Below are 12,646 nucleotides of genomic sequence, written 5' to 3'. Positions count from 1 at the left end.
TCGCCCCTATCTGTTTAGTCCGAAATGCGTGAACGAACCCATAAAAATGAGAAGAGGCCACCGTTAGCGAACAAGTCGCTCCCGGTGGCCTCTTTCTTATAAATCTACTGAGTTATGTCCCAGCCTCATTCTTGTTGACTAACATGATTGTTATCGCTCGTCCTTCCGGCGCCCATGCTTTCCGCAGGCAATCCCGGAGCCGCATCGCGACTCGCGTCGCTGCTGGGTCTCCGTTGGATTGCTTTCCTGCAGGAGTCGGGGCGCCATCGAACGAGCAACGCAAACGGTCGCCATCTAGCGGCCATTTGTCTTTTTCTGAGGCCTCGACGGCCGAAGAAAAAGCTCTGGATATGTTCTTCGTACCGGTTATTCTTCTAACGCTTTCCGTTCTGCCTCAGAGCGAGGATACGTGTTCGCTTGCCAATCGGCCCGGTAAATCGAATCAAGTTGCGTCAATCCGACCTCGTCATCATCCTTATCGGCATCCACACTCGGCGTCTCGTCCCACTTTGGTTCAAGATACGTATGGTCTTCTTTCCGGGCCCGGTCGTCCAATATCTTTTGAATCCCGACCCGAGCCACCGCCGCTAGTGCCAATCCGATTCCCGCTCGCACGAGCAATCGCTTCACCATAGCCTTCCCTCCTTAACGACCAAACCGATAAAGTGGCATCCCTTTCACGTCCGTATCGATCTTGAAGACCGAACCCGCATCCGGATGAGCGGCGAGCGCCTCGTCGTCCATGCCTTCCCGTGCCGTCGTGATTGCCAATTGTTTTAAGTCATCCCCGATAAAACTACACGACGTGACGTTCGGCGCCGGGACGATGACTTCAAGCACTTTTTCACCCGTCTCCGGATTCCACCGCGTGACGCGCCCGCCTGCAAAGTGGGCAATCCATAAAAAGCCGTCTTCATCCGACGTCATGCCGTCCGGGAACCCGTCCTCATTCTTGAAATCAATGACGACCTCACCTTCCCCGAGCGTGCCCGTTTTCAAATCGAACGGGAACTTGCGAACCGTCTCGGTCGGCGTATCGATATGGTAAAACGACGTATGGTCAGGTGACCACGTCAACCCGTTCGATAACGTCAATCCGCTCAACATGACCTCGGTCGTGCCGTCGCGGTTCAAGCGGAACAACGTCGCCTGCTCAGACTCGTCTTTTAAGTGGAGCGTCCCGGCGAAGACACGACCGTACGGGTCGGCTTTCCCATCGTTGAAGCGAAGGACACCTTCCGGGTCATCAAGTTCGACGAGTTTATCGAGTTGTTTCGACGTTTCATCCCACTCATAGATACCATCCTTCAATCCGACGATCACGCCGTCGGTCACTTTAGGGACGACAAACCCGACCTGCTGTCCCATATCAAACGAAGATAATTCATCTTCTTTCTCATCGTACCACCAGAGCGCGTGCCCTTCGATATCGACCCAGTAGAACCGCTTCAGTTCAGCGTCCCAGCAAGGCCCTTCCCCGAGCGTGTTTCTGACTCGAATCCATAACGTAGCGTTTACTGTCTCCATTGAATTGCCTCCACTCTCTGCTTTGATATCAAAAGACTATTCCCTGAGGGGGTAAGGACTATTCATCATTCACAAAAATGTTTAAAGATATTTCTCGTTTGACGCATTATACGCCCGGGCACGATAAAAGCGCTCCGAATCGGTTTCGATTCGGAGCGCTCGTTTATTTGGCGCCTTCGACGTTCATTTGTTTACTGCGTAATTGACCGCATGCCGCATCGATATCGGTCCCGTGCTCGAGACGCACGCCCGTATTGATGCCCCGTTTTTTCAAGACGTCGTAAAACGCCATGATGTCCTCGGTCGTACTCCGTTCGTACTGGATGTGCTCGTTGACCGGGTTGTATGGGATCAAGTTGACGTAAGACTTGTCTTTGATGTCATTGATCAACGCCGCGAGTTCTTCGGCATGTTCTGGCAAGTCGTTCACTTTCGAGAGCAAGATGTACTCGAACGTGATCCGTTTATTCGTCTTCTCGACGTAGTAACGGATCGCCGGCATCAGTTTATCGAGCGGGAACGCCCGGTTGATCTTCATGATTCTCGTCCGCAGCGCATCGTTTGGCGCGTGCAGCGAGAGGGCCAAGTTGATGCGCAGGTCAAGGTCCGCGAACTTGTAGATCTTGTCGGCGAGCCCACTCGTCGAGACGTTGATTTTACGAGGAGCGATCGCGAGACCGCGCTCGTCTTTGACGACACGGAGGAAGTCGACCAAGTTATCAAAGTTATCGAACGGCTCCCCGATTCCCATGACGACGATGTGGCTGACGCGGTCATCTTCACCGACCTCGTCTAAATAGTGTTGGACGGTCATGATCTGTTCGACGACCTCGCCGGCCGTCAAGTCGCGTGTTTTCTTCAAGAGGCCGCTCGCACAGAAACTACAGCCGATGTTGCACCCGACTTGTGTCGTCACACAGACGGAACGTCCATACTTATGGCGCATGAGCACCGTTTCGATATAATGCCCGTCGTGCAGTTTAAGTAAGAATTTGACCGTGCCGTCACCCGCTTCTTGTTTGACGAACAGTTCTTGTGTCGTCAGCGCATAGTTCGCCTCAAGCTGTTCGCGCACTTCGGGACGAACCGCGATCTCGTCGAGCCGTCTGACACGGTCGATGTAAAGCGAGTCCCATATTTGTCTGGCGTGGTAGGCACTGTATCCCCAAGATACGCAAGCGTCCGACAGCTGATCAAATGTCAGCCCATATATAGATGATTTCATTGTAATCTGTCCTTTCTTCAATCCGCATACGTACCATTGTAGCGGACGTGAGCGACAGGTGCAACGTTCTTACATAGGCGGGATCGGACGCGTCACGTGGCGTTCGAACGCGTAGGCGATGCGGATGAGGTCTCGTTCCGCATAGCTCGTACCCGTGAATGACAGCCCGAAAGGTGCCCCGCTCTGTTTGAGCTTGTATGGGATCGTGACCGTCGGGTGCCCTGCCTTCGCCGCCATATCGTAATTCAAGTCGTGTGGCAACGCCAGGGCGTGAAGCGTTTGTTCCATCAATAAACGATCGAGGCCGTCCGTTTTCGCGTGCCGGACGTCGGCTAAGCGTCGCTCTAGGTAGCTCGACTCGGTCAAACGCCCTAATAACTGATTCGCTTTCTCGAACGTAACTTGTCCATGCGGGATCGTTTCCGGGTGACGCTTGTTCCAGTCCATCAAGTCCTTGAGCGTTTCATATGGGAGCGCTGTCGTCGCCAAATACGCCTCAATCCCGAGCTTGAACTCATGGTAGAGGACGTCGCCTTGGTCAAGTCCGTCGTTTGACGGCAGGTCGACTTCGACGAGCTCGACCCCGCTCGCTTTGAGTAACGCCAGCGCTTCTTGATAGAGCGTCTGTTCTTCATCCGACAGTTCCGCCTTCACGAAACCGACGCGCATGCCGACGGCTTGACGCTCGTCGAGACACGTCCGGTACGGTGGACCGGCCGGCAGATGTGTCGTCGCCGGGTCCGAGTCGTCTTCCCCGCACATCGCTTCTAGTGCGAGCACCGCGTCGCGGAGCGTCCGCGCCATCGGACCAGCCGTATCTTGCGACCGCGAAATCGGGATAATCCCACTCCGGCTGATGAGCCCGACCGTCGGTTTGATGCCGACGATGCCGTTATGGACGCTCGGATGGATGATCGACCCGCTCGTCTCGCTGCCGACGGCGAGCATCGTCAAGTTCGCCGCAACGGCAGCCGCCGAGCCAGAGCTCGAACCGCCGACGTCGAGATTGTCACCATACGGATTGAGCGTCTGGCCACCGACCCCGCTCCATCCGTTCGGCATGTCCTCCGTCAAAAAATTGGCCCATTCCGATAAGTTGGTTTTGCCGAGAATGACCGCCCCATGCTCACGGAGGCGGCGGACGAGTTCAGCGTCACGACCCGCAAAGTGATGCTCGAGCGCCACGGCGCCGGCAGTCGTCCTCATGAGTCCCGCCGTCTCGATGTTGTCCTTGAGTAAAACGGGAATACCGAGGAGTGGCAGCCGGTCTCCGCGTCGGTAGGCACGGTCGGCCGCCTCCGCCTCGAACAACGCGTCCGGGTTCACTTGGATGACCGCTTTCAGTTTATCGTTCAAGCTAGCGATCCGTGTCAAATAGTAGGCCGTCACGTCCCGGGCCGTGAACGTCCCTTCTTTATAGCCGCACTGTGCGGTCTCGATGTCTAGTTCAAATAAGTCTTGCATCCAATTCCCTCCTTATAGGCAATGTTATTCGGTATTCGCTGAATGCATCGAATCCCCTTCTTTTTATCGCCATTGGATGTGCAACTTGATACACTAGAAGAAACGTTATTGGAGGTAGCCATGTCCCGCTCTTACATCCTTGTTTTACTGTCCGTGTTCGCCCTGTTCTTTCTACAATTGTTCGGGGATGATTTGCCGTGGGCATTCCCTGCGTCCATCGCCCTCATTATCTTGATTGTTGGTGCCACGCTATTTCAACTTCGGCGCACACCAAATCGTTGACGTTTAAACGAGACAGATGATATGATGCTGTCACCAACTACATATCGATATCTTGAGTGAACGAGAGACCTGGCTCTATGACTTCACAGCAACCTGCTTCGGCAAGGTGCTACTTCCAGCAAGGCATCGCCTTGGACGATATGACAAAACGCTCATGTCGATGACATGGGCGCTTTTTTTGGAATGAACATGAGGGGGATTTTATTTTGGAAAAAGCTACATTCGCAGGCGGTTGTTTTTGGTGCATGGTGACACCGTTTGAAGAACAGCCAGGCATCGAAGGCATCGTATCCGGCTATACGGGCGGACACGTCGACAATCCGACGTATAAAGACGTCAAGACAGGCACGAGCGGTCATTACGAGGTCGTCGAGATCACGTTCGATCCGTCTCAGTTCGCGTATGAGCGCTTGCTCGAACTGTATTGGATTCAGACTGACCCGACCGACGACGGCGGCCAGTTCCAAGACCGCGGGCAACAATATGCGCCCGCCATCTTCTATCATACGGAAGAACAACGCGTGAAAGCAGAACAGAGCCGCGACGCGCTCGCTGCGAGCGGAAAGTTCAAACAACCGATCGTGACGAAAATCTTACCGGCTGACGTCTTTTACCCGGCCGAAGACTATCATCAAGATTATCATAAAAAAAATCCGGCCCACTATAAAGCGGACCGGAAACAATCTGGCCGTGACGAGTTCATCGACCAGACGTGGACAAGCTGACAACGACGGGCCTCATACCCGTCGTTTTTTTAGCTCTTCGCGAGCCCTAACATAAAACCGGCGACCACGATCAGACCGATCCCCATAAACACGAAGACGCGTTCTTTCGACGTCTTTTCTTCTTTTAGCAAGTAAATGCCACCGAGTGTCGCGACGACGACGTTCAGTTGAGACAGTGCGAACGACGTGGCGATGCCGACTTCTCCGCTCGAGACGAACAACCCGAAGTTCCCGATCCCCCAGGCAAGCCCGGCGAAGATGTTCTTGAACGTCTTCGGATCAAACTTTTTCACATCTTTTTCACGAAGACTGAACAAGAGCGCGGCGATGAACATCCCGAGTGACTGCGGTAGGATGGCGGTGATGCCATCGACCTCAAAGTAGTTGGTGAGGACGGCGTACGTCACGTAACCGATGCTCGAAACGAGCAGCACGAGTAGCCCTTTTTTCAAAGCACTACTGCTGTCAGATTCTTTATGTTGTTGATATGACGTCATGACGGCCCCGATGATGATCAAGACGAGGGCCGAGAAGCCGAGCCATAGTTCAGTCGGCGTCTTCCAGTCCCCAAGGACGATGACCCCGAACAGTGATGTCCCGACAAGCTGCATCCCTGTACTGATTGGCATCGCTTTCGAGACGCTCAAAATTTGGAATGACTGGAATTGAAGGTATTGTCCGAGCGCCCAGAACACACCCGATATGAAACCAGTCACGATCGCGAGCGTCGTGAACTCTGGTTTGAAGACGAGCGCGATGACAGTCGCCATTACCATCGCGCCGATCGTCGTGCCGACCAATTGTTGAATCGGCTTGCCGCCGACAATAGATACGATAAGCGGGATACTCCCCCACATGAGTGCGGGCAGTAGCGCCAGCAAAATCATCTCCATATGTTGCACCTGCTTTCTTAATATAACATTCTGTCTGTTCTTCCCGGCTCTAGCGCCCAATAAACTTCAAAAATGATTTTCAAAGTTCTTTCGTTTTTCTTGTTGCCAAATCATTTATTAGAATGATATAATAATTTCCAACGGGGCATTAGCTCAGCTGGGAGAGCGCCACGCTGGCAGCGTGGAGGTCAGCGGTTCGAGCCCGCTATGCTCCATTCCTTAAGTCGGTCCACTGATGTGGACCGACTTTTTTCGTGTCCCCGCCTCGGTTTAAGTCGACACGAACCGGGTAATGATTGTAAGACATCATTTATCTTAAGGGGGACTTCCAATGAACCGAGCCGCTGTCGAAGAGACGATTTTGGCCGTGATCGATTGTATCCGAGCGAGCAATCATTGCTTCTCGAAATGTTTACAAGAAGAAGATCTGCTGATGGTCTCGGAATGCATCCGGTTGACGAAAGAATGCGCCGAAGTCGCCACGCTCACCTTGAACGCGCTCGAAACCGACTCGGCGTTCACAAGACCGATCGCGGCGCTCTGTGCGCAAGTGTGTGATACGTGTGCCGTCGAATGCGGGCGTCACTTGTACGACCATTGCCAACGTTGCTCTGAAGCTTGCTTGCGCTGCGCCGAGGCGTGCCGGCATCTCTCGGCCGCATGATCGCTTTCCCGTCTAACCTTGTGTTAGACTTTTTTTGTACAGATTTTTTGAGAAGAGAGGAACTTTTATGCCACATTCTATTCTAGCCATCGATGTCGAGACGGCCAATCGCGACAGTCGGAGCATCTGCTCTGTCGGTTGGAGTCTACTGACAGACGGTGAAGTCGTCGAGACGAACCAATGGCTCGTCAATCCTGAGGAAGACTTTGACCAAGGCAATATTCGCGTCCACGGGATTCGCCCGAGCGACGTCTGGGACGCCCCAGCATTACCCGAAGTGCTTGAACAGCTCTACCCGATTCTGAACGCCGTCGACGTCGTCATGGCCCATAACGCCGCGTTCGACATAGGCGCGCTCCGAAAAGCGATCGCCAAGTACGACTTGTTCTCTTTCCCGACGATTGAATACGGCTGTACCGTCAAGTTGTCCCGCAAGCTCTATCCGGGGCTACCGAACCATAAGTTGAACACGATGGCCGAGCATTTGAACGTTCCGTTCATCCACCACGATGCCGCCGAGGACGCCCGCGTCTGCGCCCTGCTCATGCGCGATATGATGGTCAAGACCGGGATCGCCGACGTGCGCGAGTTGCACCGCTACACGTCGGTCAAACTCGGAACGCTCGCTTATTGACGAAAGGCCCGACAGCTGTCGGGCCTTTCAGCGTTTGAAGATCCATCTCTTTTGGACGTAGTAACTCAATACGAACAATCCGCTGTCGACGGCGACCTTGAGGATGACCTCGCCGTCCCGAAACACAAGGAACAACACGTAGACGAGACTCGCCGACAGCGCCATCTGCACAGCGACCAACCCAAAGTATTTCAACATCGAGCGCTTCGCTTTCGATTTGAAGACGACTTTCCGGTTGACGTAATAATTGAATAACGAAGACACGATGCGCGCCAAAACCGTCGCCACGATGACATGGACTGATTCGAACCATGGATTCAATAAGAAGATCAACAACGCGTAAACGCCGATGTCCATTAAGAATGAAGCGACTGATGATAAAGAATAGGCCAAAAACATTCGATAAATGAGAATCGAATCGATGACTGGACGAAAATGCGAGGACGCGTTCTCGTCAACGTATACCGTTTCGATCGGTGTTTGATGAATCGGTACTTGCAGTCGTTTCGTGAACGTCAACATGTTCATCTCGAACTCATAGCGGTTGCCCGGAATATCAATCAGTTGCTTGGCGTAGCGGAGCGGAATCGCCCGAAGTCCGGTCTGTGTGTCGTTCAGCCGGAGACCGCTGCCGAGCAACATAACAAATCTCGTCATTTGATTGCCGAACCGGCTCCGGAACGGAATCGCAGGCGACGAGAAATCACGACAGCCCATGATCAGATGATGCGGCCACTTCACCCCTTCATCGTACAGGTTACAGACGTCCGCCGGCAGATGTTGTCCGTCCGCATCGACGGTGATCACGCCGGTCGTCTCAGGATATGCGTCGACGATGTGACGGAGCCCGGTCTTTAGCGCTGCGCCTTTGCCGGCGTTTTGTTCATGCTCGAGCACAGCGGAGACGTCCGCCTTTACGTCATCGAACACGACGCGGCACGTATCGGCACTACCGTCGTTCACGATGATGACATGGACGAACCCTTTGTCTTTCAACTCCCGGACCAGTGTGACGAGCGCCTGGTCAGGGTTATAGGCCGGTATTAACACGACATAGTCGTCTAAACGTTCCACGGCATGCATTTGCATCGCCACCCCTCCTTCTTTCCTCTTATACCCCAGTCAGACGAAAGTGATACCGGGACAAGAAAAAAACGTGATGGCTTTGCGCCATCACGTCAAATCAACGAGCTGATGATTCATCCGGTAAAGATGAGATAGGAAGAAACGGCGTAGACAAAAACGACGAGAACCGAAGGAAGGGCGTATCTGACTTTCGATGTCACGTCTTGTCGAAGCACGCTGTACATGACCAAAATCGATAGGATCGTGATCCCGATGGCCGTGACCAAGTGTGATGCCGACACATCCGCTAAAATCGACCCGTTCTGATAAAATACGTCCGACATGGCGATGATGAGCATGTTGAAGATGTTACTCCCTAGGATCGAGCCGAACGCCAAGTTGACGTTACCGAGTTTCAAGGCGACGAATACCGCGACCGCTTCAGGCAGCGACGTCGACGCCGCAATCAAGAAACTACCGACGAAGCTTGAGCCGAGTCCTGTGACGACAGCGATCTGGTCACCCGTGATCGACAGCGCCGTCCCGGCCGCCATGATGACGAGTGCCGCGATAACGAACCCGACGCCGGCTTGTTTCACTGAAATCGTATCAGTGACACTCGCACCGACTTCTTGCTCGACTTCGCGTTCGGCCGTCGGCTCTTGAGGCCGCTTCCCGATATAGTAAATCCCAATCGCATACAAGACGGCAATTAATATCGCGTCAATGCCAATTCCTAGTACCGTATAATCAATCCGGATCAGAAGCGCGACCATCGTGACGAGCGTCAACATCAATCCGAGACTGGCCGTATATAGGTGGTCTCGACTCGCGTCATTGAACAGCCGCTTTTGACGATAAAATAGATCGAACATCGCCAAAATGAAGATGTTGAACAAGTTCGAACCGAGCATGTTCCCGATCGCGATATCTGGGTTGTTGATCAAGACGGCGGATACGCTCGTCGTCACTTCCGGAAGTGACGTCGCCCCGGCTAACAGGACCGTCCCGACGAGCATCCCGCTCATCGTCGACTTCTCACTGATGACATCAGCGTACGTCGATAATTTGATGGCAGCATACACTGTAATCGCAGCGGCCAAAATAAAGTAAATAAATACCATATAAATTTTTCTCCCCTTTTCATGAATTCAAAAAGACCTTTTTATGGACGCCAAAAAAGCATCCATAAAAAGGTCTTGCGGACTTGGTAAGAAGCTCGATGGACCGAGTGCACATGCACCGTAATGACGACCCATCGACCACGTTCGTGGTCGCTACTCCCCTTCTCATGTTCACGATGAATATAACACGTTCAAGGTCACTTGACAATCATTTCACTTCAACAACGTGATGACGTCCTCAGACCGGAGCGCGGCCCGGTAAGATAATTCGTTGATTGCTTGCAAGACGGGAATTGACAAGTCTTGTCTAAGACCGCTTGCTTGCAGTTGGTCTTTCAGCATCTCGAGCTCGACCTGTTCCGCTTCAGAGCCGTGACGATAGCCTTCCCGCATCGACTCGTTCAACTCGTAAGCAGTTTGACAAAGCGTCGACGACTCTTGGAGCCAATCGTCTTCGTGGAACCCATGCCCGATCACATCGAACAGTTTGTTCAACTTCTCGTCACGGCCTTCTTCGACACCGTAGAACAGCAAATTCAACTCGATCTCAAATTCATCGATCAAACTCGTCGTCTGACTGAAAGGTTGGAGCGCGTGGAGCAGCTCATGATAGTACCAAGACTGATCACGAAGCGGTCGCTTGAACCGTCCCCACACCTGCTTGCCTTCACGCTCAATGTCGAGTCGGATCGAGCGCAGATTATGTAACTTGTCTGCCGCTAGAAGCGCGACTTCATCATACTGGAGCGTGTGCACTTTCTGAATCGTCATCCGCTTACGTTCTTCCCACGAGTGATGCTTCCCCGGTTCCGAGACGGCTTGGACTAACCGGGCGACTTCTCGTCCGAACTCCTGTTCAATCTCCTCGGCCGTCGTCAGCGTGTCTTCTAGTAAGTCATGGAGCAGTCCGGACGCTACGACCGGAATCGGTTGTCGGTCTTCGACGAGCAACATCGAGACGGCGACCGGGTGGGTCACATACGGAATGTTCGTCCCTTTGCGAAACTGCCCGTCATGACGGACGGCCGCAAAGCGTAAAGCCTCTTCGATCAGCTGGTGCACGACGTTTCCCCCTTCAAATTTGTTTACTCACTCCTTCCTGTTATACCCATGACTAGGACTTATCACTCACATCCGCATTTAAAATATAGGGTAATGGTCCTACCGGCAGACTTCATCAAGACTCGTAAATCATTTTCTTTGTCATTCCACCATCGACGACGAGGTTATGTCCGTTCACGAAATCGTTCATCGGATCGATCAAGTACGTAACGGCACGGACGATATCTGTCGTCGTACCGACCCGGCCCGACGGATGTTGACGATGGTCGACGTCTCGCAACGGGTCGTCGGACGTATGGATCCAACCTGGGCTGATCGCGTTCACCGTGACCGGTCGAGCCGCGAGCGAGACGGCCATCGAATTGGTCAATGCGACAATCCCACCTTTTGACGCTCCGTACGCTTCCCAGTCCGGTTCGTTTTGGTGCGCACGCGTCGAAGCGAGATTGATGATGCGTCCATACTCCGCGCCTTTATTTAGCGTCAAAAATGCTTTTGAACAAGCAAACGTCCCGACAAGGTTGACATCGATGACATGTTTAAACGTCTCGACGTCCAACTCTTCGATCGGGGTCTCAAGTGACGACACGCCCCCATTATTGATGAGAATATGCGCGACACCAAAGTCTTGTCCAATCTTCTTGAAAGTGTTGGACACGTCCTCATGGTTGCCTAAATCCATCTGCATGAACGTCACATCACGAAGCAACGGGTCCTCTCCGATGTCGAGTCCGATGACGCGATAAGACTCCGCAAAATGATGCGCGAGCGCGTAACCAATCCCTTGACTGACTCCTGTAATGATCATTGTCTGTTTCATCTTCTATCCCTCCTCGACATCATTTACCCGGAATGTGCTTACTTAAGTCCTGCCGCACGCCAAAGTGCTTGATCGGACGTCGTCGCGACCGTCGCTCCGGCCGCGAGTGCTTGCTCAACTTCGTCAAGCGACGAAATCAAGCCGCCCGCGAACACCGGGATCCCCGTCTGTTCTTTGACGAGCCGGATGTACTTAGGGACGAGTCCCGGCAAGACCTCGATATAATCAGGTTGCGTCCGATTGATTAACCGATAGCTTTTTTCGAGCGAGCTCGAATCAATCAAAAATAGGCGTTGCACCGTCTTGACATGTTTTTGTTTCGCTTTTAGGATCACATTTCCTTTCGTCGAGATGATACCGTACGGTTTATACGACTGACAAATATATTCGGTCGCGAACTCGTCGGCCTTCAATCCTTGGATCAAGTCGAGATGGACGAAGACCTGCTTGCCGTGCGTCTCAAGCAACTGAAAGACCGCATCGAGACGCGATATGTGGATCTCGAGCAAGACGCCGATGGCGAATTCACTTTTTAGAAAAATTTCCACATCTCGCATATCACGAAGCGCGGGCAAAATCGATTGGTTCTCAAACATTTAGCCGCCACACCCTTTCCATTTTCTTTCATTATTCGGACAAAGGCTTTATGAAATCAAGGTTTATGAATTCAATATAGCGGGAAAACGATTACAACTTGTGTGGAGGGGGACTCATCTTATGGTAAACGAAGTCGAGGTAAGGATTGAAACACCGACACCGGAGCAACATCAACAGCTCAGGGTCAAGGCGGGAATGCCAAAGCGTTCAGACAAAGGGACAATCAAAGGACTGGCCAACACGCTATTCGGTGTGTGCTTATATAGAAACGATGAGATGGTCGGCATGGGTCGCGTCGTCGGGGACGGGGGGATGGTATTCCATCTGGCCGATATCGTCGTCGACCCGGATTGCCAAGGCCTTGGGCTCGGGAAGCTGATTATGGAACATTTGATGGACTGGATCTTGAAAGAAGCGGACGAAACGGCCATCATCAGCTTAATTGCCGATATCCCGGCCGACGGGCTGTACAAACATTTCGGTTTTGACTACTCGCGGCCGGAATCGGTCGGCATGGAATATCAGTGGAATCAAGACTAGTCGCCGCGGACGGCGACTAGTCAC

The 12,646-nt window shown here is 52.8% G+C and carries 15 protein-coding genes, 1 tRNA gene and 1 riboswitch; of the genes, 6 read left to right on the top strand and 10 right to left on the bottom strand.

Annotated elements, in window-relative coordinates; all coding sequences use genetic code 11:
• Window positions 1-366 precede the first annotated feature (366 nt).
• The 4 genes from EVJ32_RS13230 to EVJ32_RS13215 all read right to left on the bottom strand — a co-directional run bounded on the left by EVJ32_RS13230 (window position 367) and on the right by EVJ32_RS13215 (window position 4,216).
• Complete coding sequence (locus EVJ32_RS13230) at window positions 367-633, bottom strand: hypothetical protein (RefSeq protein ID WP_131458737.1); 267 nt, start codon at window positions 631-633, stop codon at window positions 367-369.
• Between the two features lie 12 nt (window positions 634-645).
• Window positions 646-1,527, bottom strand: a complete 882-nt coding sequence (locus EVJ32_RS13225; protein ID WP_070327194.1) for an SMP-30/gluconolactonase/LRE family protein — start codon at window positions 1,525-1,527, stop codon at window positions 646-648.
• Window positions 1,528-1,690: 163 nt separating this feature from the next.
• Window positions 1,691-2,752, bottom strand: coding sequence for a dual-specificity RNA methyltransferase RlmN (rlmN, locus tag EVJ32_RS13220; RefSeq protein ID WP_131458736.1), 1,062 nt, complete (start codon window positions 2,750-2,752; stop codon window positions 1,691-1,693).
• A 69-nt stretch (window positions 2,753-2,821) separates the two neighbouring features.
• A complete protein-coding gene (locus EVJ32_RS13215; RefSeq protein WP_131458735.1) occupies window positions 2,822-4,216 on the bottom strand; it encodes an amidase family protein in 1,395 nt (464 codons plus the stop codon).
• Between the two features lie 120 nt (window positions 4,217-4,336).
• Here EVJ32_RS13215 and EVJ32_RS16310 point away from each other — a divergent pair, with 120 nt between their 5' ends.
• Window positions 4,337-4,498 (top strand): hypothetical protein, encoded by a 162-nt coding sequence (locus EVJ32_RS16310; RefSeq protein ID WP_173647367.1) that lies wholly within the window; start codon window positions 4,337-4,339, stop codon window positions 4,496-4,498.
• Between the two features lie 44 nt (window positions 4,499-4,542).
• Window positions 4,543-4,642: riboswitch (SAM riboswitch) on the top strand.
• Window positions 4,643-4,704: 62 nt separating this feature from the next.
• On the top strand, window positions 4,705-5,223 hold the full coding sequence (msrA, locus tag EVJ32_RS13210; protein ID WP_131458734.1) for a peptide-methionine (S)-S-oxide reductase MsrA: 519 nt from the start codon (window positions 4,705-4,707) through the stop codon (window positions 5,221-5,223).
• Between the two features lie 29 nt (window positions 5,224-5,252).
• Here the strand turns inward: msrA and EVJ32_RS13205 are convergent, their stop codons facing one another.
• Window positions 5,253-6,116 (bottom strand): GRP family sugar transporter, encoded by an 864-nt coding sequence (locus EVJ32_RS13205; RefSeq protein ID WP_131458733.1) that lies wholly within the window; start codon window positions 6,114-6,116, stop codon window positions 5,253-5,255.
• A 142-nt stretch (window positions 6,117-6,258) separates the two neighbouring features.
• Between EVJ32_RS13205 and EVJ32_RS13200 the strand changes: the two genes are divergently transcribed.
• The 3 genes from EVJ32_RS13200 to EVJ32_RS13190 all read left to right on the top strand — a co-directional run bounded on the left by EVJ32_RS13200 (window position 6,259) and on the right by EVJ32_RS13190 (window position 7,414).
• Window positions 6,259-6,331: transfer RNA gene (locus EVJ32_RS13200), tRNA-Ala, on the top strand.
• Between the two features lie 116 nt (window positions 6,332-6,447).
• On the top strand, window positions 6,448-6,780 hold the full coding sequence (locus EVJ32_RS13195) for a four-helix bundle copper-binding protein (RefSeq protein ID WP_131458732.1): 333 nt from the start codon (window positions 6,448-6,450) through the stop codon (window positions 6,778-6,780).
• A gap of 67 nt (window positions 6,781-6,847) precedes the next feature.
• Window positions 6,848-7,414 (top strand): 3'-5' exonuclease, encoded by a 567-nt coding sequence (locus EVJ32_RS13190; RefSeq protein WP_131458731.1) that lies wholly within the window; start codon window positions 6,848-6,850, stop codon window positions 7,412-7,414.
• Window positions 7,415-7,441: 27 nt separating this feature from the next.
• Here the strand turns inward: EVJ32_RS13190 and EVJ32_RS13185 are convergent, their stop codons facing one another.
• From EVJ32_RS13185 to EVJ32_RS13165, 5 genes are all read right to left on the bottom strand, one after another.
• Window positions 7,442-8,503, bottom strand: a complete 1,062-nt coding sequence (locus tag EVJ32_RS13185; protein ID WP_131458730.1) for a bifunctional glycosyltransferase family 2/GtrA family protein — start codon at window positions 8,501-8,503, stop codon at window positions 7,442-7,444.
• Between the two features lie 110 nt (window positions 8,504-8,613).
• Entirely contained in the window at window positions 8,614-9,603 is a 990-nt protein-coding gene (locus EVJ32_RS13180) for a sodium:calcium antiporter (RefSeq protein WP_131458729.1), read from the bottom strand.
• Between the two features lie 213 nt (window positions 9,604-9,816).
• Window positions 9,817-10,665: an HD domain-containing protein gene (locus tag EVJ32_RS13175; protein WP_131458728.1), complete on the bottom strand. Its 849-nt coding sequence runs from the start codon at window positions 10,663-10,665 to the stop codon at window positions 9,817-9,819.
• A gap of 115 nt (window positions 10,666-10,780) precedes the next feature.
• Window positions 10,781-11,485: an SDR family NAD(P)-dependent oxidoreductase gene (locus EVJ32_RS13170; RefSeq protein ID WP_131458727.1), complete on the bottom strand. Its 705-nt coding sequence runs from the start codon at window positions 11,483-11,485 to the stop codon at window positions 10,781-10,783.
• A 38-nt stretch (window positions 11,486-11,523) separates the two neighbouring features.
• Complete coding sequence (locus tag EVJ32_RS13165; RefSeq protein ID WP_131458726.1) at window positions 11,524-12,081, bottom strand: glycerol-3-phosphate responsive antiterminator; 558 nt, start codon at window positions 12,079-12,081, stop codon at window positions 11,524-11,526.
• A 121-nt stretch (window positions 12,082-12,202) separates the two neighbouring features.
• On the opposite strand from EVJ32_RS13165, the gene EVJ32_RS13160 reads away from it, so the two are divergent.
• A complete protein-coding gene (locus EVJ32_RS13160; protein ID WP_070327182.1) occupies window positions 12,203-12,622 on the top strand; it encodes a GNAT family N-acetyltransferase in 420 nt (139 codons plus the stop codon).
• The last annotated feature ends 24 nt before the right edge of the window (window positions 12,623-12,646 follow it).

It is taken from the genome of Exiguobacterium sp. SH5S4, from assembly GCF_004337045.1.
Lineage (GTDB): Bacteria > Bacillota > Bacilli > Exiguobacteriales > Exiguobacteriaceae > Exiguobacterium > Exiguobacterium aurantiacum_A.
Note: the sequence above shows the minus strand (reverse complement) of the source record. Positions and strands in the feature narration are given on the sequence as shown.